Annotated in this window: 17 protein-coding genes and 3 tRNA genes; 15 read left to right on the plus strand and 5 right to left on the minus strand. The window is 59.1% G+C overall.

The features are described from left to right. Window positions 1-17 precede the first annotated feature (17 nt). Window positions 18-551, minus strand: a complete 534-nt coding sequence (locus GBCGDNIH1_RS17095; RefSeq protein ID WP_011631630.1) for a DUF192 domain-containing protein — start codon at window positions 549-551, stop codon at window positions 18-20. Between the two features lie 176 nt (window positions 552-727). On the opposite strand from GBCGDNIH1_RS17095, the gene GBCGDNIH1_RS17100 reads away from it, so the two are divergent. The 5 genes from GBCGDNIH1_RS17100 to GBCGDNIH1_RS17120 all read left to right on the plus strand — a co-directional run bounded on the left by GBCGDNIH1_RS17100 (window position 728) and on the right by GBCGDNIH1_RS17120 (window position 3960). Beyond that, complete coding sequence (locus tag GBCGDNIH1_RS17100; RefSeq protein WP_011631631.1) at window positions 728-1711, plus strand: XdhC family protein; 984 nt, start codon at window positions 728-730, stop codon at window positions 1709-1711. Next, a complete protein-coding gene (locus tag GBCGDNIH1_RS17105) occupies window positions 1708-3351 on the plus strand; it encodes an NTP transferase domain-containing protein (RefSeq protein WP_011631632.1) in 1644 nt (547 codons plus the stop codon). The genes GBCGDNIH1_RS17100 and GBCGDNIH1_RS17105 overlap by 4 nt, the downstream gene beginning before the upstream one ends. 80 nt (window positions 3352-3431) lie before the next feature. Beyond that, window positions 3432-3505 (plus strand) — tRNA-Pro (locus GBCGDNIH1_RS17110). 38 nt (window positions 3506-3543) lie between these two features. After that, the gene (locus GBCGDNIH1_RS17115; protein WP_011631633.1) at window positions 3544-3849 is read left to right on the plus strand and encodes an ETC complex I subunit; all 306 of its coding nucleotides are present in this window, start codon (window positions 3544-3546) and stop codon (window positions 3847-3849) included. Window positions 3850-3883: 34 nt separating this feature from the next. Then, window positions 3884-3960, plus strand: a tRNA-Arg gene (locus tag GBCGDNIH1_RS17120). Window positions 3961-4060: 100 nt separating this feature from the next. Here GBCGDNIH1_RS17120 and GBCGDNIH1_RS17125 read toward each other — a convergent pair. Continuing rightward, complete coding sequence (locus tag GBCGDNIH1_RS17125) at window positions 4061-4966, minus strand: LysR family transcriptional regulator (protein WP_025319122.1); 906 nt, start codon at window positions 4964-4966, stop codon at window positions 4061-4063. Between the two features lie 140 nt (window positions 4967-5106). Between GBCGDNIH1_RS17125 and GBCGDNIH1_RS17130 the strand changes: the two genes are divergently transcribed. Beyond that, window positions 5107-5880: an SDR family oxidoreductase gene (locus tag GBCGDNIH1_RS17130; protein WP_025319121.1), complete on the plus strand. Its 774-nt coding sequence runs from the start codon at window positions 5107-5109 to the stop codon at window positions 5878-5880. Between the two features lie 210 nt (window positions 5881-6090). Continuing rightward, entirely contained in the window at window positions 6091-7470 is a 1380-nt protein-coding gene (locus GBCGDNIH1_RS17135; protein ID WP_043452764.1) for a glutamate decarboxylase, read from the plus strand. Here the strand turns inward: GBCGDNIH1_RS17135 and GBCGDNIH1_RS17140 are convergent. The 3 genes from GBCGDNIH1_RS17140 to GBCGDNIH1_RS17150 all read right to left on the minus strand — a co-directional run bounded on the left by GBCGDNIH1_RS17140 (window position 7423) and on the right by GBCGDNIH1_RS17150 (window position 9548). After that, a complete protein-coding gene (locus GBCGDNIH1_RS17140; RefSeq protein ID WP_011631636.1) occupies window positions 7423-8640 on the minus strand; it encodes a cation:proton antiporter in 1218 nt (405 codons plus the stop codon). The genes GBCGDNIH1_RS17135 and GBCGDNIH1_RS17140 overlap by 48 nt on opposite strands. 57 nt (window positions 8641-8697) lie before the next feature. Next, window positions 8698-9375, minus strand: coding sequence for an MBL fold metallo-hydrolase (locus GBCGDNIH1_RS17145; RefSeq protein ID WP_011631637.1), 678 nt, complete (start codon window positions 9373-9375; stop codon window positions 8698-8700). Window positions 9376-9474: 99 nt separating this feature from the next. Beyond that, window positions 9475-9548, minus strand: a tRNA-Cys gene (locus GBCGDNIH1_RS17150). Between the two features lie 181 nt (window positions 9549-9729). On the opposite strand from GBCGDNIH1_RS17150, the gene GBCGDNIH1_RS17155 reads away from it, so the two are divergent. The 8 genes from GBCGDNIH1_RS17155 to dxr all read left to right on the plus strand — a co-directional run bounded on the left by GBCGDNIH1_RS17155 (window position 9730) and on the right by dxr (window position 19213). Then, a complete protein-coding gene (locus GBCGDNIH1_RS17155; protein WP_011631638.1) occupies window positions 9730-10428 on the plus strand; it encodes a protein-L-isoaspartate O-methyltransferase family protein in 699 nt (232 codons plus the stop codon). Window positions 10429-10515: 87 nt separating this feature from the next. Next, on the plus strand, window positions 10516-11928 hold the full coding sequence (locus GBCGDNIH1_RS17160) for a TolC family outer membrane protein (protein ID WP_011631639.1): 1413 nt from the start codon (window positions 10516-10518) through the stop codon (window positions 11926-11928). 174 nt (window positions 11929-12102) lie between these two features. Then, on the plus strand, window positions 12103-14778 hold the full coding sequence (locus GBCGDNIH1_RS17165) for a valine--tRNA ligase (protein ID WP_025319118.1): 2676 nt from the start codon (window positions 12103-12105) through the stop codon (window positions 14776-14778). A gap of 163 nt (window positions 14779-14941) precedes the next feature. Then, window positions 14942-15667, plus strand: a complete 726-nt coding sequence (gene pyrH, locus GBCGDNIH1_RS17170) for a UMP kinase (RefSeq protein WP_038511570.1) — start codon at window positions 14942-14944, stop codon at window positions 15665-15667. 81 nt (window positions 15668-15748) lie between these two features. Next, a complete protein-coding gene (frr, locus tag GBCGDNIH1_RS17175) occupies window positions 15749-16315 on the plus strand; it encodes a ribosome recycling factor (protein WP_025286432.1) in 567 nt (188 codons plus the stop codon). A 79-nt stretch (window positions 16316-16394) separates the two neighbouring features. Further along, window positions 16395-17129 carry an isoprenyl transferase gene (locus tag GBCGDNIH1_RS17180; RefSeq protein WP_011631643.1) on the plus strand — a complete coding sequence of 245 codons (735 nt, stop codon included), beginning with the start codon at window positions 16395-16397 and terminating at the stop codon, window positions 17127-17129. Window positions 17130-17162: 33 nt separating this feature from the next. After that, a complete protein-coding gene (locus GBCGDNIH1_RS17185; RefSeq protein WP_011631644.1) occupies window positions 17163-18005 on the plus strand; it encodes a phosphatidate cytidylyltransferase in 843 nt (280 codons plus the stop codon). Beyond that, a complete protein-coding gene (gene dxr, locus GBCGDNIH1_RS17190) occupies window positions 18002-19213 on the plus strand; it encodes a 1-deoxy-D-xylulose-5-phosphate reductoisomerase (RefSeq protein ID WP_232449707.1) in 1212 nt (403 codons plus the stop codon). The genes GBCGDNIH1_RS17185 and dxr overlap by 4 nt, the downstream gene beginning before the upstream one ends. Window positions 19214-19221 lie beyond the last annotated feature (8 nt).

The following is a 19221-nucleotide window of genomic DNA, read 5'->3' on the forward strand; positions in this document are numbered from 1 at the left end:
TCTATATAAACCGGGTTTCAGTCCGGCTTTTTCGCAGGAGCACGGGCGGGAACAGAGGCAGCTTCGGCCATGGAGGCAATGGCTGGAGTGGTGATCCTGTCGCCGACACGGATGTCGTTTTTCTCGGTCGTGCCGGCGGCCAGTTCCAGCGTCGCACGGACCGGGCCGTTGCTGTCGATCACTGAGAGACTGCGCGGAACCGTGTTCTCGGCAATGGCGTGGATCGTGCCATCCTCGTTGATGAACACCATATCGAGAGGAACCAGCGTATTGCGCATCCACATCTGGCTGTTTCGCGGCGCGTTCCAGTCGAACAGCATGCCGCCATCGGCCGGGACTGATGTACGCCACATCAGACCGATGGTCTGCTGATCCACCGTGTGAGCAACCTCGACTTTAAAGGGCACGGACCGGCCATCATGGGTATGCACAATGAGAGGCTCCCGCTTCATCTCCGGCTGTGGCTTTGTATCATCCAGAGCATGGGCCTGAGGAGCAAAAATAATCAGCGGGCTGGCAGCCAGCACACTCAGCAGGAAACGACGCTTCACGATCCGGGTTCTCCGATAACGGCATGATCTGAGACGGTTCTATTCTGTCAGACGTTTCGCGCCAATGTCCTTGGCCCAGTAATCCTCATTCCGACGATCAGGGGACGGATATTGCGGCCCGCTGCGGACAGGCCCATCTCTGATTAAGGAAACAGCCCATTGCGGAAAGAGGGCGGATGAATAACGCGGACGATCTTCACGTCATCAGAACGGCGGTTGCATGGCAGGAAGAGGGTGCTTCAGTGGCATTGGCTACGGTGATGCAAAGCTGGGGCAGCTCACCCAGACCACCGGGCAGTTTGATGGCTGTGGCGGATGACGGCCGTATTGCAGGCTCTGTCAGCGGTGGCTGCGTTGAGGCTGCGGTGGTGGATGAGGCCATGACGACATTCAGCACGGGTCGTCTGCGTATGGTTGAGTATGGCGTTACGCAGGAGAGGGCCTGGGAAGTCGGGCTGGCCTGCGGCGGCAAGGTCCGCATTCTGGTGGAGCCTATACAGCAGGAGCATGTTCCTCTGCTGTATGCCATTCGTGCTGCATGTGAACCGGGAGAGGAGGGGATTTCCTTGATCCGATCGCTGGCAACAGGAACATGGAAGCTTCTCCCGGTGGACGGGCAGGCCGGACCATCCGTCGTGCTGACGGAGCAGGAGTTTACGCAATCATTTCATCCTCCGGCGCGTCTTCTGACGGTGGGGGCGGTCCATGTCGCACAGATACTGACGGGACTGGCGACAAAAATCGGTTTCGCCTGCACGGTGATCGATCCGCGACCGGCCTTGCTGACAGCAGAACGGTTTCCGGATGCCAATCTGTGTGTGGCATGGCCGGATGAAGCGATCGTCGCGATGAAACCTGATGCTCGAACGGCCGTGATCGTTCTGAGCCATGATCCCAAACTTGATGATCCCGCGCTGCTGGCGGCTTTACGGACGCAGGCATTTTATATCGGCGCTTTGGGATCGGCCCGTACCCACTCGGCACGATTGGCGCGATTGCGGGATGAAGGCGTGAATGAGTCCGCACTGGGCAGGGTTCGTGGACCTGCCGGACTGCAATTGGGTGGACGGCGCGCTACGGACATTGCCCTCTCTATTCTGGCTGAAATTTCGGCTGTCCGTCATGGGGCTGCGCTTGCGATACGGCAGGATGCGGCATGAAATTCGGACGTTTTCCTCCGCTGGAGGCAACCGGTGCGGTCCTGGCACATACGCATCGTTTGCCGGATGCGGTACTTCGGAAAGGCACCGTACTGACGTCGGATCACATTGCTCTGCTGTGCCGCCATGGGGTGTCAGAGATTGTCTGCGCGCGACTGGAGGTTGGCGATATTCCAGAGAATGAGGCCGCTCGCCGCATTGGTATCCTGCTGGAAGGGAACGGTCTGAAAGCAGGCAGGGCAGCAACCGGACGCGTCAATCTGCGTGCAACCGCCTATGGCCTGATCGATATTGAACCGATTGTGATCGATCGGCTCAACCGCCTGCATCCAGGTATGACCGTTGCGACTGTGCCCGAGCGGCATGTGCTGCGACCGCGGGATATTGCAGCCACCATCAAGATCATCCCCTTTGCTGTACCGGACGCTGCCTTGCGGCAGGCGGAAATCCTTCTGCAAGGCAGGCTGCCCTTACAACTCCATCCGTTCCGGATGCTCAGGGTCGGTCTGATTATCACGACGATGCCCGGCACGCCGCAGACATTTTACAGTCTGGTAGAGACCGCAACCAGACACAGGATTGAAAGCCTCGGCGGATGCCTGCTGCCGCCCGTGCAAGTGCCGCATGAAGAAACGGAGATAGCCCGGGCTGTAGAATTGTTGACTGATGAAGCGGTGGATGTGCTGCTCGTGGCTGGTGCTTCGGCGGTGGTGGATCGTGAGGATGTCGCCCCTGCTGCCGTGGTTTTGGCGGGCGGGGAGGTGGTGCATTTCGGAATGCCGGTTGATCCCGGTAATCTGCTGTGCCTGTGCCGGATCGGGTCGATGCCGGTGGTGATCATGCCTGGTTGCGCCCGCAAGCTGGATCTGAACGGGGTGGATCATATCCTGCATCGGATTTTTGCCGGTCTCGGAACTGGCCCGGAGCATATAATGGCGATGGGTGTCGGTGGTCTGGTGGGGACAGCCTCGTCCATCCCTGATCTGGATGAGATGACTCCGGAAGACTATCATCCCATGCAGATCTCTTCCGCCGTTACACCCCGGATTGCTGTGGTCATTCTGGCGGCTGGTTTATCGCGAAGGATGGGCGGTCGGCATAAACTGTTACAGCCCGGACCGGATGGCAGAGCCATGATTACTCATGTCGTCGATCAGGCGCTGCAAAGCCGGGCTTCGGAGGTCGTCGTTGTGCTGGGTGATCATGCGGAGGAAATACGGTCCGCTTTGGCGACCCGCGATCTGACAATCATGGTGGCAGCCGATTACGCGCAGGGTCTGTCTGCCAGTTTGCGGGCTGGAATAGCGGCCATTGAGGAAACGGCGGATGCAGTTCTGGTCTGTCTTGGCGATATGCCTTTCGTGTCGCATAGGGTGATGGACCGGCTGATGGCGGCATTCGATCCTATCCATGCCCCGATCGTGGCACCGGTGTGGGAAGGACAACGTGGTAATCCGGTTCTGTGGGGTGCCAGATTTTACAGAGATTTAAGTCGCTTGAGCGGTGACCGGGGGGCAGCCTCTCTGCTGGATCGCTGGCAGCATAGGCTCTGCCGCCTTTCCATGGAGGATGGAGCCTGTTTGATCGACATCGACACGCCGGATGATCTGGTCAGTTGGACAGTATCTGCAGCCATGTGATGCTATAAGCCTTGCGTTATTGCGCGGCTGACAATACGGTCCGCCCCGACCGGACATGTTCATGACGGCCATGGAATCAGCGGGGCGTGGCGCAGCCTGGTAGCGCGCCTGTTTTGGGTACAGGAGGTCGTGGGTTCGAGTCCCGCCGCCCCGATTCTGGATCATGGCACTGGGAATGAGGAATCGACGCCAATGCGCGCGCGTATCTATCAGACTCCGAAATCCGCCATGCAGTCCGGCCGTGCCCGGAGCCATGTGTGGATGCTGGTCTACACCGCTGAGCAGAAGCGCACCCCCGATGCCCTGATGGGCTGGATTGGGGGCGCCGAAACCCAGACTCAGGTGCGTCTGCGCTTTCCCACACGCGATGCGGCGATTGCCTATGCCGATGCCAATGGCATCGACTATGAGATTGAAACCGCGCATGGCCGCAAGGTCAGGCCAAAGCAGTATTCGGATAATTTCAGGTTCGGGCGAATTTATAACTGGACTCATTGAGTGTCCGCGGGCATCCCGTTCCCGCTGCGTCTGCGCGCCCTTAGCTCAGTTGGATAGAGCACTCGCCTTCTAAGCGAGGGGTCGCTGGTTCGAATCCAGCAGGGCGCGCCAACTTGGCTCATTTTGCCGTTCTTGGAGAACTATTTGACCACCGATTTTCCTCAATCGCTGCACGAACGCGTCACCATTGATAAGCTTTCACGTTACGAACCTACCGTTCGAGCAGATAACGCTTGAGCAGATCCTCAAGCCAGTCAGCAAAAATCTGTAAGCGGCGAGAGAGATGCTGCCTGTGCGGATAGAGTAATGTCATTGGCATGGGGTCGGCGCGATATTCCGGCATGATCTCGATCAGTTCGCCAGTATCGAGATGGCTTCGCACGTCGTAAGCCGGAATCTGGATCAGGCCGAGGCCGGCCAGACAGCACGCGATATAGGCTTCCGCGCTGTTCACGGTGACGCGCCCGCGCATGGGTAAGGTGTGCAGGGTGCCGTCTTCCATCCATTCCCAATCTTCAACGCGGCCACTGGAGGGGGATGCATAGTTGACAGCCCAATGCTGCCCGAGATCGTCCAGCGCCTGTGGCATTCCATGTCGTGCCAGATAAGCAGGGCTTGCAACATTGATCAGCGCCAATCTGCCAATTGGGCGGGCGATCAGACCCGAATCGCTCAAGGGACCGACCCGGAGCACACAATCCAGACTGTCTTCCACCAGGTTCACCGCACGATCGGTAACCCCGAGGTCAATATTGATCTGTGGGTAGAGATCGAGAAATTCCGGAAGCGCCGGCGCGATGATGAGGCGACCGATCCGACCGGGCACATCGATGCGCAGCCTGCCTGAGGGTTGCGCCGCCATCTGTCGGAACAGATTTTCCGTGTCCTCGACATCCGCGATCACTCGCTGACACCGTTGGTAGAAGGCTGCCCCGTCCTGGGTCGGAGCGACCTTGCGGGTGGTGCGATGTAGCAGCCGGGCGCCGACACGCCCTTCCAGTTCCTGGACTGCCGCCGAGACGGAGGAGCGAGGCATGCCGAGTGTATCCGCCGCACGAGTGAAACTCGCACATTCAACCACGCGGCTGAAAATACGAAACAGGTCGATTCGATCCACAGGTAGGAGAGCCTCCATTATGCTGAAATTCTGACAAGTCATGTCAAAATGATCGTCTTTATCGTCCAATACCAGACGATATGGTCCCATTGGGAAAGCGGTCGTTGTTTTGGCTGCGTACTGGCAAAGGAAACCACCCCATGACCGATCACAGCATCAAGGGTAAAACCGTCATCATCGCCGGCGGAGCAAAAAACCTGGGTGGGCTGATTGCCCGCGATCTGGCCGCTCAAGGCGCGAAAGCCATCGCCATCCACTACAACAGCGCGGCCACGAAAGCCGATGCCGACGCGACGGTGGCTGCGCTCAAGGCCGCCGGAGCCGAAGCCGTCGCCATCCAGGCCGACCTGAGGACGGCGGGCGCGGTCGAGACCCTGTTTAACGATGCCGTCGCCGCCATCGGCAGGCCTGATATCGCCATCAACACGGTCGGCAAGGTCTTGAAGAAGCCGATCGTCGAGATTTCCGAAGCCGAATATGACGAGATGAGCGCGGTGAACGCCAAAAGCGCCTTCTTCTTCATCAAGGAGGCCGGCAAGCACCTCAACGACAACGGCAAGCTCGTAACGCTGGTCACCTCGCTGCTCGGGGCCTTCACGCCCTTCTATGCGAGCTATGCCGGCACCAAGGCGCCGGTCGAACATTTCACGCGCGCAGCCTCGAAGGAGTTCGGCGAGCGCGGGATTTCGGTGATGGCCATCGGACCCGGTCCAATGGACACCCCGTTCTTCTATGGTCAGGAAAGCGCCGATGCGCAGGCCTATCACAAGACCGCGGCGGCGCTCTCCGCTTTCTCGAAGACCGGCCTGACCGACATCGAGGACATCGTCCCCTATATCCGCTTCCTCGTCTCCGACGGCTGGTGGATGACTGGCCAGACCATCCTCGTCAATGGTGGCTATACGACCAAGTAAATGTCGCGCGGCGGCTGCCGAGAGGGTAGCCGCCGTCCTTCGCCGCCAAGCTGTTCATGCCGGTGTGGCGCGCCATGTAATTATATGACTTGCCGTTTTCAGACTATGCTCCATCGCAAGCCGGTCCCGGGATGCGTTAGGGTCAGGCCATCCTTTATCTTCACCAGCGAGGGGAGCAGGGTTTTGCAAGCGGATAGTCCTGAAAACAATATGCGTAGCGAACTGCTCGACGATGTGTATGCATCCGGTGACCTGGCAGTGGCGTTGCCCAAATATGCATTTCCGCAGCAAGAGCATGCACCGCGTCATGTTTTCGCGTCGATCCGTGACGAACTGATGCTGGATGGCAATTCGCGGCAGAATTTGGCCACGTTCTGCCAAACCTGGGTGGATGACGAAATCCATGAGTTGATGAACCTGTCGATCGACAAGAACATGATCGACAAGGATGAATACCCACAGACCGCCGAGATTGAGAACCGGTGTGTCGCGATGCTGGCTGATTTGTGGCATGCGCCTGATCCGCGTGGCACGATGGGATGCTCGACGGTCGGTTCGTCAGAAGCCGCGATGCTGGGCGGTCTGGCGTTGAAATGGCGTTGGCGCAAGGCACGGCAGGCGGCGGGGCTTCCTGCAGATCGGCCCAACCTCATTTGCGGCCCGGTGCAGATTTGCTGGCATAAATTCGCCCGCTATTTCGATGTCGAGCTGCGCGAAATTCCGCTCGTGGGCGACCGCTTATTGATGAATGTGGAAGAAGTACTGAAGCGAGTCGATGAAAATACCATCGGCGTGGTCCCCACTCTGGGTGTGACTTTTACCTGTCAGTATGAACCGGTCAGAGAGATCAGCGATGCACTGGATCGATTGCAGGCGGAAACTGGCCTCGACATCCCCATTCATGTGGACGGCGCGAGTGGTGGTTTCCTGGCTCCTTTTTGCGCCTCGGACCTTGTCTGGGATTTCCAATTACCCCGTGTGAAGTCGATCAACACATCCGGACATAAATTCGGTCTTGCCCCGCTAGGCGTCGGCTGGATCATCTGGCGGGAAGCCGCAGATTTGCCGGAAGAACTGGTTTTCAACGTCAATTATCTCGGTGGAGATATGCCGAGCTTTGCGCTGAATTTTTCCCGACCGGGCGGGCAGGTTGTCTCCCAGTATTATAATTTCCTCCGGCTGGGGCGGGAAGGATACACGAAAATCCAGTCTGCCTGTTACGTCACCGCGCAATATCTGGCGAAGCAGATCGCCCAGATGGGCCCGTTCCACATCCTGTATGATGGAGACCCGTCTACCGGCATTCCGGCCCTGTGCTGGACGTTAAAGGACGGGACCGGCATCGGTGGCTACACGCTCTATGATCTGGCGGATCGGCTACGCAGCCGCGGCTGGCAGGTGCCAGCTTATTCCATGCCCGCCAATCGTGACGATCTGGTGATCCAGCGTATTCTGGTACGGCATGGGGTCGGCTTTGATCTGGCGACCCTGCTGATCGAGGATATCAGGCGCTCGGTGGATTTCTTCGCGAAACACCCGGTTTCAAGACCGATGACGCTGGAGGAAGCTGGCAGCTTCAACCATAATTGACCGGTCGCGCAGCACTCCCTTTGCCAACGGCATGGCGATGGCGGTGCAGATCAGTGCCATGACAATCAGGGCGGAGAAAGCGTCATCATCGATCAGATGTGCGGTGCGCAGCATGTTGACGACGATGACCTCCATCAGCCCCTTGGTCTGGAGCAGCGCCCCGAGGGCCAGACCAAAGCGCCAGGACTCTCCGCCGATACGTCCCATCACGGTGACGCCTGCCATTTTTCCGATGACGGCAGACAGCACGGCTACCGTCAGCACGATCCAGAATTCGGTGGCATGCGGGTCGATGGAGGTACGAAGCCCTGTCAGCATGAAGAAAAACGGCATCAGCAGAGTGATGCAGGTGGACTCCAGTCGGACCAGCAGATCTTCCCGCAGCGCGACGGGCATCGTCGCACCTGCCATAAAAGCACCGAGAATATATTGTAGCCCCAGCCATTCGGTCAGCAATCCTGAAGCCAGCGCATAGGTTCCGGCCACGGCCATAAGGCGGTCTTCATGCCCCAGCAGCCATGGAGAAGCGCGGCGTATCAGTTTCGACAGCCCGAGAAACCAGATCGGACCGACCAGCAGGATCAGCAGAAACCGGTGATCGCTTCCGGCTGCAAGTAACAATGCGAGCAGAATCCATAATCCGGCATCATTGGCGGCGGCAATCCTCAGTGCGCTTTGACCGAGGCGAGAGGAGGAGAGGCCATTTTCCCGCAGGATTGCCGCCAGAACCGGCAGGGCGGTTACGCCGGCGGAAATTCCTGTGGCGGCAGCCAGCGGAAAGGAAAACCCGCATGCCAGCCCGGCAATGCCCCCCAGCAGGGTTGGAACCAGAATGCTGCCTGCGATCAGTCTGATCAGCAATCCTGACTGGCCGCGTGAACTGTTGTCGCGCATGCTGCCGGGGGTGAGATGTAGTCCGGCCACGAAACCGAACAGAAGTACGGCGATTGCCGCCAGACCACTAAGTGCGCCAAGGCTGGTGCTGTTGAACAGCCAGGCAGAGGCGTGAGGAAAAAAACGTCCGAACAGGCTGGGGCCGAGGGCGATACCGGACAGGATCTGTAACACCGCCAGTGGTACAATGCGTTGCAGTTTCAGGCCGTGCCATATCAGGACTGGCCCGGCCACAATGATCAGGCTTTGGATCAGCAGCAGTGCAATAGGCGACATGAGGGAAGTGGTCCGGTTGTCATCTGTGCAGGGGATAGTAAGCGTTTGGCGGAATGCTTATTGCAGAAAAGGATTGCTTTTCCGCTCTGCACCGAATGTCGAGCCGGGTCCATGGCCACAGAGAAAGGCCACCTCATCTCCTAACGGAAGTAGTTTCGTGTGGATGGAGTTCAGAAGCTCATCAGTGTTGCCATAGGGAAAGTCGGTGCGCCCGACAGAACCCTGAAACAGGACGTCGCCAACAATGGCGAAATGCGCAGGATGAATCAGAACGATATGGCCCGGTGTATGGCCGGGGCAGTGCAGAACCTGAAACACATGCCTGCCGATGGAGAGAGTGTCCCCTTCCTCCAGCCAGCGGTCGGACGTGGCATTTTTCATGCCCGGAATCCCGTAGGCGGCGGATTGGCGGGCGATATCATCCATCAGGAACTGATCACGCCGATCCGGTCCGGAAACCGGCACAGCCAGACCTGAACGGTCCTGAAGAGCTGTTTTCAGCTCCTCAACGCCGCCTGCGTGATCGAGATGTCCGTGCGTCAGCCAGATACCTTCGACCAGAACGCCATGATGGTCGATGGCCGCCATGATGGAGGCTACGTCTCCACCTGGATCAATCACGACACCCCGGTTCGTTTCCTCATCCCAGAGCAATGTGCAGTTCTGCTCGAAGGGGGTTACCGGAATAACCGCCAGGCGCAGTCCGGGAGGAGGAGAGGGGAAATTCTGGCTCATGTTGCTATGGCACCTGATTGCGTACGGGTGATAGGCTGAGCGGATAACGCTGGAACAGTAAAAATATCATATGGAATAATCACCCCCGCCTGAGCGGGGTGGAGGTCCGGGCGGGAATCGAACCCACATTCACGGATTTGCAGTCCGCTGCATCACCACTCTGCCACCGGACCATCAAGTATTCAGGGCAGGGGCTGGCTTATGTCCTGTGCTCCTGGCATGGTCAAGAGGGGTTTCTGCAAAACCGGATGTATCATGATATGAAACCATTCCAGAGGTGTGACATGCAGGCCATGGCGCTTCTACGTTCGGGCAGCTATCATGAGGATGCAATAACGGTCACGGATCGTCACCATGGATAGCGCAGCCCCTGTTTATTCCGCCGCTCCGATGGAGTTTCAGCCCCCTCCGACAGATGCCAGGGCGGTGATGGTGGATGGGCAGATACGTCCGAACCGGGTGACCGATCCCCGTATTCTGACGGCCATGCGCCATCTGCCGCGGGAGCATTTTTTGCCCAGGCATCTGGCCGAGTTCGCCTATATTGATGACGACATTCCTCTCTCCGATGACCGGGTGATGCTGAAACCGCTGATCACGGCCCGCCTGCTGCAACTGGCGGCTCCCGTGGCGCAGGAACGTTGTCTGGTGATCGGGGCGGGTACTGGTTACGGCACCGCCATTCTGGCGTCCTGTGATGTTTCCGTGGTGGCGCTGGAAGAAGACGACACGTTGCGTGCCGTGGCCCAGACTGCGCTTGGGCGCCATGCCCCGGTGGTCAATCTGCTTTCAGGGAAGCTGGAGGCTGGATGCCCGGATCATGCGCCATGGGATCTGATTCTGATTGAAGGTGCCGTAGCGTCCATTCCGGAGGCGATCGTATCGCAGTTGCGGAAGAATGGCCGTTTGGTAACCGTGCTGCGTCCGGACGGCGGTCCCGGCAAGGCTGTGGTTGTGGAGCAGGGAACATCCGGGCCTGTCTGGGTGGAATCATTCGACTGCATGACGCGCTTGTTACCGCAATTCCGGGCTGCCCCTGCTTTTTCGTTTTGACATACGGGATATCTGCGGTCTCCGATATCGTGCGCAGAATAAAAGCAGCCGCATAACGGGCGGTCTGTTAAGGACAAGGGTCTAGAGATGACGTTGCGTAGTGCTTTGATGCTCGGAGTGGTGATTTTTGAGGGGCTGGCCGCTTTTGCAGGCACTGCTCAGGCTCGCCCGCCGGTGACGCTCAGGGAGGCCCTTGCGGCGGCTTACTCTACCAATCCAACGCTGTTGGCGGAACGGGCGAAGCTGCGTTCGACTGATGAAAACGTGCCTACCGCCCTGTCTGGCTGGCGGCCTACGGTAACGGTGGCGGCGCAGCCGGGATATGGGTTCGGTCAGCTTGCTTTCGGTGCTTTTGGTGGTTCCCTGGATCAGCTGCGCAGGCAGGAACGTCCATTTTATACCGTACAGGGTACTTTCACCCAGCCGATCTATCAGGGCGGCAAGGTGACGGCGCGCACCCATCAGGCCGAGGATACGGTTATGGCGGAGCGGGCAAGGCTGATCGATACCGAACAGACCGTGTTCATGAACACGATCAATGCCTTCACCTCCGTGGTGCAGCAGCAGCAGTTGCTGGCGATCAATATCAATAATGAATCGGTTCTGGCCCGGCAGTTGCAGGCGACGAATGATCGCTTCAGAGTGGGTGAAATCACCCGTACCGACGTGGCGCAGGCAGAGGCGGCACTGGCTCAGGCCCGTGCCCTGCGGCAGACATCCGAAGGCAATCTTCAGACGGCGCGTGCAACCTATCGCCAGCAGGTTGGCGCATTGCCTGAAGCACTCGATGCGCCTCAGCCGTTGAAACTCCCTGCAAGGGATCAGGATGCGGCGACCAAGCTCGCAGCCGTAAACAATCCAAAAGTCATTGCCGCATTGTATGATAATGCAACCGCCAAGGATAACATTGATGTCCAGTACGCGGCCTTGATGCCCACTCTGGCCTTGCAGACGACCGGGTTCCAGATGGTTGGCTCATCCCAGAAAGGCTATGAGTCCACAGGTGGCACCGTTGCTCTGGCAGCGCAGATTCCGATCTATCAAGGTGGCTCTGAATATGCGGCCATTCGTCAGGCAAGGCAGGCGGAGCAGCAATCCCGCAAGCAGGTCGATGATGCGCGTCGCACAGCCGTGCAGCAGGCTACCTCTGCGTGGCAGACATTGATTGCTGCTCGTGCCGCAATTCAGAGTCAGCACGCGCAGGTCCGTGCCAACGAAATTGCTGTGGAGGGGGTTGAGCGGGAAGCGCTGGTTGGCAGCCGCACCACTTATGACGTCCTGCTGCAACAGCAGAACCTGCTGCAATCCAGAACCAATCTGGTGAACAGCCTCGCCTCGTTGATTAACGCATCTTATGGCGTGGCGCAGGCGGTCGGGCAGCTGAATGCCAGAGATCTCAATCTGCCTGTGCCACTGTATGATGAGACGGCCTATTACAGGGCCGTCAGAAATCGCTGGTTTGGTGCGGGTGATGAGGCGGTTAATCAGCCCGGTCGGTAAAACTGCGGCAGTTTCTCTGCCATCATATCCGGCGGGCGGAAGGGCAATGGATCATGCCGTTCCGCCCGATCTATATGGAGGGCTGATGACCATTCTCCTGTCATGATGGCCGGGGCCATCTGCTGAGCACGTGGACCGGTTTCCCAGCCTGATTTCATCGTGTATGAACGCGCCATGCTGAGCAAGAATTTCGATCACGCTGCCAATGAGCAGCGTATTTATGCGGGCTGGGAACATGGGGGCGCTTTTGCCGCCAACCCCGCCTCATCGGCTACACCTTTTACCATCATGATTCCTCCCCCCAACGTGACGGGCAGCCTCCATATGGGGCATGCGCTGACGTTTACGTTGCAGGATTCTCTGGTCCGCTGGCGGCGTATGCAGGGGCGGGACGTATTGTGGCAGCCCGGCACCGATCACGCGGGGATTGCGACCCAGATGGTGGTAGAGCGTCTGCTGGCGTCCGAAGGTTCGCCAGGCCGGCGTGAGATAGGCCGGGATGCCTTTCTGGATCGCGTCTGGCGCTGGAAAGCGGAAAGCGGCGGCAATATCACCCATCAGCTTCGTCGCCTTGGTGCTTCGCTCGACTGGGGGCGGGAGCGTTTCACCATGGATGAGGGACTTTCCGCCGCCGTACGGGATGTCTTCGTGACGCTGTACCGGCAGGGTCTGATCTATCGTGATCGCCGGCTGGTGAACTGGGATCCCCAGCTTCAGACCGCTATTTCCGATCTGGAAGTGGAAAGCCGGGAGGTGCGGGGCAATCTCTGGCATATCCGCTATCCGTTGGAGGATGGGGAGGGCAGTATCATCGTTGCCACCACCCGCCCGGAAACGATGCTCGGTGACAGCGCCGTTGCCGTCCATCCGGAGGATGAGCGTTACACGGCCTTGATCGGGAAATGTGTGATCCTGCCGCTGACCGGTCGCCGTATCCCGATTGTTGCGGATACGTATTCTGATCCGGAAAAGGGCACAGGGGCGGTGAAAATCACCCCGGCGCATGATTTCAACGACTTTGCCGTCGGTCGCCGTCACGATCTGCCGATGCCGTCCATCATGGATCGCGAGGGGCGCATCACGCTGGCCGAGATTACCTGTACCGAGGCGACAGATATAGCCGATCCGGCTTTTGTCACCGGGCTTGAGGGGCAGGAGCGGTTTGCCGCCCGCAAGGCGATTGTGGCACGTCTGGAGGAGATGGGTTTCCTCGAAACGATCGAGACACATACCCATCATGTTCCCCATGGTGATCGCTCTGGTGTGCCGATCGAGCCTCTGCTGACCACGCAATGGTTCTGTAATGCTGCCGAGCTGGCAAAGCCGGCTGTGGCTGCGGTGGAGTCTGGTGATACTCGTTTCGTCCCCAAGCAGTGGGAAAACACATTCTTCGCCTGGCTGCGGGACATTCAGCCCTGGTGCATCAGCCGTCAGCTCTGGTGGGGGCACCGGATACCGGCCTGGTATGCGCCTGATGGCAGCGTCTATGTGGCAGCAACCGCTGAGGAAGCGCAGGCCGCCTATGGGGGCAGCGAGACCCTGACGCAGGACGAGGACGTGCTGGATACGTGGTTCTCCTCCGCCCTGTGGCCCTTCAGTACGCTGGGCTGGCCGGAGGATGACTCGATCCTCTCCCGCTATTATCCCACGGATGTGCTGATCACCGGCTTTGACATCATTTTCTTCTGGGTTGCCCGGATGATGATGATGGGGCTGCACATACAGAAACAGGTGCCGTTCCGCGACGTCTATATTCATGGTCTGGTCCGTGATGAGCGTGGCCAGAAAATGAGTAAATCCAAGGGGAACGTGATCGATCCTCTGGCATTGATCGAAGCGCATGGTGCCGATCCGATGCGTTTTGCCATCTGCCTGCTGGCTGGGCCGGGGCGCGATATCAAGCTTGGTCCGAAGCGGGTGGAAGATGCCAGCCGCTTCGTCACCAAGCTTTGGAATGCGTCCGTGTTCTGTGAGCGGAACGGTGTGAAGCCGGAGCCGGGCTTCGATCCCGCGACTGTCACGTTACCTTTGTCGCGGTGGATTCTGGCCAGCGCGGATGATGCCATCCGGGCGGCGACGCAGGCGCTGGAAGCGTATCGTTTCGACGACTATGCCGCCACCTGCTACCGCTTCGTCTGGAACACTTTCTGCGACTGGTTCGTCGAACTGGCGAAGCCGATTCTGTTGGCCACTGATACCCCGGAAGCGGCTGAGATCAAGGCTGTTGCCGCCCATGTGCTGGGGGTGGTGCTGCGTCTGCTGCATCCCGCCATGCCTTATGTGACCGAAACGCTGTGGGACCATTTTGGCTACGGGCCGGAATTCAGCCTGATCCGTGCGCCATGGCCGGAGGTCGGCGTCAGCGATCCGGCGCGGGAGGCCGCCCGTCAGGAGATCGACTGGCTGGTACGCCTGATCGGGGAGGTTCGCACCGTCCGTAACGAGATGAACGTGCCGCCTTCAACCCTGACCCCGATCCTCCTGAAAGATGCGGTGGCGGAGACCGTGGCGCGGGCGGAACGGTGGCGCGATCAGATTGCCCGGCTGGCCCGTGCTTCGTCCGTGACATCGCTGGAGGGTGCCTTGCCGAAGGGCAGTGCCCAGGCCGTGCTGGATGAAGCCATTCTCGTCATTCCTCTGGAGGGGGTGATCGATCTGGATGCCGAGCGGACACGTCTGACGCGGGAGCGCGACAAGGCGCGGGATGAAGCCGCGAAAGTAGTCCGCAAGCTTGAGAATGCCGATTTCGTTGCCCGTGCGAAGCCGGAGGTCGTGGAAGAAAACCGCGACCGGCTGGCAGCGCTGGAGGCCGATATCGCGCGTCTCGGTGCCGCTTTGGAACGGCTTTAGAAGCCTTTTTCGTGCCTTTCTCTGCCTGTCTGTCGGCAAAGCGGACAGGCAGGCGGCCGGAAAGAAATGAAGTTCGGTCAGAAAAAGCCGAATTTGCCTGTGATGATGCTTTCACGTCGGGCCGCCACGCTTTAGGTTCGCCCCGCCGGTGGATGGAACAGACATGACGGAACAGCCAGTTTATAAACGTGTTCTCCTGAAAGTGTCGGGGGAGGCGCTGATGGGCAGCCGCGAATACGGGCTGGACAAGGCGATGGTGCAGACCATTGCCAGCGACATTGCCGATGTTGTGGCATTCGGCGTTGAAGTTTGTCTGGTGATTGGGGGTGGCAATATTTTCCGTGGCGTTTCTGCCGCAGCCAGCGGTATGGACCGTGCGCAGGGCGATTATATCGGTATGCTGGCGACCGTTATGAATGCGCTGGCTATGCAGGCGGCGCTGGAAAAGCTGAATGTGCCCACCCGGGTTCAGTCGGCCATTCCAATGGCCAGCGTCTGTGAGCCTTATGTCCGCCGTCGTGCACAGCGGCATATGGAGAAAGGCCGCGTCGTGATTTTCGCTGCCGGAACCGGTAATCCGTTTTTCACCACCGATACGGCCGCGGCTCTGCGGGCTGCCGAAATGGGCTGCAACGTCCTGCTGAAAGGAACGCAGGTCGATGGTGTCTATGCTGCCGATCCGCGTAAAAACCCGGATGCCGAGAGATATAACGAACTGACCTATCTGGATGTGTTGAGCCGTGACCTGTCTGTGATGGACGCTGCGGCGATCAGTCTCTGCCGCGAAAATCATCTGCCGATCATCGTGTTCAATATCCACGAAACCGGGGCTTTCGGACGTGTCATCCGCGGCGAAGGCCGTTTCACGCGGATCGTGGAAACTCAGTAAGACCAACTACCGGCTCCATCGCCTGATTTTTGGCTGGTCATGCCGGTCGGAAACAGGCCCAGAATGAAAGAGGAAGCGACCATGGCCGCCGATCTCAATACGCTGAAGCAGGATCTGACCCGCCGTATGGATGGGGCGCTGGAAACGCTGCGTCGTGAATTTGCCGGGCTTCGCGCCGGTCGTGCCAGCCCGGCCCTGCTGGAGCCGGTGCGGGTCGATGCTTATGGCAGCGAGGTTCCGCTGACACAGGTCGGCAATATCGGCGTACCGGAAAGCCGGATGCTGACGGTACAGGTCTGGGACCGGTCTCTGGTCAGCGCGGTTGAAAAGGCGATCCGTGATTGCGGGCTGGGTCTCAATCCGCAGACTGAGGGCCAGCTGATCCGCGTGCCGCTGCCTATGTTGACGGAAGAGCGTCGTAACGAGCTGGCAAAAGCTGCCGGGCGTTATGCCGAGAGTACCCGTGTTGCGATCCGCGCTGTGCGTCGGGATGGCATGGATCAGATCAAGGGCCACGAAAAAAAGAGCGAGATCGGCGAGGATGAGGCTAAAACATGGTCCGATGAGGTCCAGAAGCTGACCGATCATTACATCAAGCGTGTGGATGACGCGTTGGTCGAAAAAGAAAAAGACATTCGGCAGGTCTGATGGGTCTGTTTCAGGGCATCCTTCATTGATCTTCCAGAAAAAAACCGCTCATGCGCCTGATCTCGCGCCTGCCTCCACGATGGAGACAGGCGTGTTGTCGAATGGTGCTGCGCCCTTACCGGTGCATATTGGCATCATTATGGACGGAAATGGCCGTTGGGCTGCTGCCCGTGGCCTGCCGCGCATTGCCGGTCATCGTGCGGGTGCGCAGGCTGTGCGCCGCGTGGTGCAGGCCGCGATTGAGGCCCGCATCGGCTGGCTGACGCTCTATGCGTTTTCCAGCGAGAACTGGCGGCGTCCGGCGGGGGAGGTCACCGATCTGACCGGGCTGCTGCGTCATTATATTCGCAGCGAAATTAACGAATTGGCGGAAAACGGGGTTCGCCTGCACATTATTGGGGACCGTTCCCGGTTTTCGCAGGATATTCAGAACGATCTGGCGCAGGCGGAAAGACGGACGGCTGGTAATACCGTCCTTCATCTGGTGATCGCGCTGTCTTATGGTGCCCGGGCGGAGATTATCAATGCCGTACGCAGCGCGGCAAAGGCTTTGGCGGCAGGTCATATGGTGCCGGAAGCGCTCGATGAGGCGCTGTTTTCTTCTTTTCTTTCCACGGCAGGCATGCCCGATCCTGATCTGATCATCCGGACCAGCGGGGAAAGGCGGCTGTCCAATTTCCTGCTCTGGCAGGCAGCCTATGCCGAGCTGGTGTTCATGGATGTGCTGTGGCCGGATTTTGCGTCCGTGCATTTTCAGCAGGCCTTGGCCGAGTTTGGTCGACGCGAAAGGCGCTTCGGTGCCCGTCCGCTATGATCACCAGCACCATATGAGCGATGGGGGAACAAGATGACCGGACGGGCGATGAATGCGGCCTCATCGTCGTCTGGAAAATGGCGGGATCTGCGCCTGCGTTTGCTGTCGGCGGCTGTTATGGCCCCGCTTGCATTGGCCTGCCTGTATGAAGGCAGATTGTTCTGGGCAGTCCTGATGGGTATCGCTGCGCTCGGTATCTCTGTTGAGTGGGTCCGGCTCTGCGGGGCTAAGGAGCGAGCATGGCCGGGCAGTGGTGTTCCCCTGTTCACTTTGCTGGGTGGAGGAATCGCCGTTGCCCATCATGTCATAACCGGTCTGATTGTTCTGCTGATAGGTGGGGCTTTGATTGTGTGGCTGGGCAGGGCGGCACGGCATCCGCTCACGCTTGGGGCGGGAGTGCCTTATTTGGGGGCCTGTCTCCTGACCCTGATCTGGCTGCGCTATGACCCGGTGGTGGGAAGAGCGAATGTTCTTTTTCTGGTCATCAGCGTCTGGGCCAGCGATATCGGAGCCTATCTTGCGGGACGTCTGATCGGGGGGCCAAAGCTTGCTCCCTCCATATCGCCCGGCAAGACATGGAGCGGTGCTGTCGGTGGTGTTGTTGCTGCGATGGGGACGGGGCTGGCCATTGCACCGGTGCTGCATTCCGGTCCTGCTATCGGCGCGCTTTGGGTCGCCTGTCTGATTGCGGTGGTGTCTCAGGGTGGTGATCTGCTGGAGAGCGGCTTGAAACGCCGTTTTGGAGTCAAAGATTCCGGAACACTGATTCCGGGTCATGGTGGTCTTCTGGACCGTCTGGATGGGTTGCTGACGGCGGCGCCAGTGGTGGCTGTGCTGGCGGCGTTGTTGGGGCGAGGAGTGGCGGTGTGGCAATAACCAGACGGGCAGTGGTTCCAGGTCTGAAAGATCGGGTCGATGATGCGGCACGGCCGCGCACGATCACCATTCTCGGCAGTACCGGCAGCATCGGAACACAGACCATTGAGTTGCTGGGTGATCGTAGCCGCTATCAGGTGAAAGCGCTGGTGGGCGGAAAAAATGCCGCTTTGCTGGCGGATCAGGCGCTGGCGCTGGGGGCAGAGCTGGCAGTGATCGCCGATCCGGACTTCTATCCGGTGCTGAAGGAACGTCTGGCAGATAGCGGTATTGCCAGTGCCTGCGGTCCTGATGCGGTGGTCGCGGCCGCTGCGCTGGAGGCTGACTGGACCATGGCGGCGATCACCGGTGCTGCCGGATTGCCACCGACCCTGGAGGCCATCAAGCATGGCCGGAGCGTTGCTCTGGCCAATAAGGAGGCTCTGGTCTGTGCAGGCGATGTGATGTTGCGTGCGGTCGAACAGGCCGGAGCAACCCTGCTGCCGGTTGATTCCGAGCATAATGCTATTTTTCAGGCGTTGGCTGATGGTAACATCACACGACTGGACAAGATCGTATTAACCGCCTCTGGTGGGCCTTTCCGGACCGCGAGCCTGGAGGAGATGAAAGCAGCCACACCGGAACGAGCCTTGAAACATCCGGTCTGGTCGATGGGGGCCAAAATCTCCATCGACAGCGCGACCATGATGAATAAAGGCCTGGAAGTTATTGAAGCTGCAAGATTATTTTCTTTGACTGAAGATCGTATTAGTGTGCTTGTCCATCCTCAATCGGTGGTGCATGGGCTGGTCTATTATCAGGATGGCAGCGTTCTGGCGCAGCTTGGATCACCGGATATGCGGATACCGATCGCCCATACGCTTGCATGGCCGGAGCGGGTAGAAACACAGGCGCGGCGCCTTGATCTGGCAGCCGTGTCGCGCCTCGATTTCGAGGAGCCTGATGTGGTCCGGTTTCCCGCTCTGCGTCTGGCCCGCGAAGTTCTGCGTGCCGGGGGAGGTGCTCCGGCGATCTACTCGGCTGCCAATGAGATCGCAGTGGATGCATTTTTGAATAAACGTATTGGCTTCCTGGATATTGCTGAGACAGTGGATAAAACACTTCAGCATCTGGGCGCCCCTGCCGTGGAAACGCTGGAAACAGTGTTCGCGGTTGATGCGGAAGCCCGCCGGGTTGCCGCATCCTTGACGCAGTCCTGCGCCGCCTGAGACGAAAA

Origin of the sequence: Granulibacter bethesdensis CGDNIH1 (assembly GCF_000014285.2) — a bacterium.
Classification (GTDB): Bacteria; Pseudomonadota; Alphaproteobacteria; order Acetobacterales; family Acetobacteraceae; genus Granulibacter; species Granulibacter bethesdensis.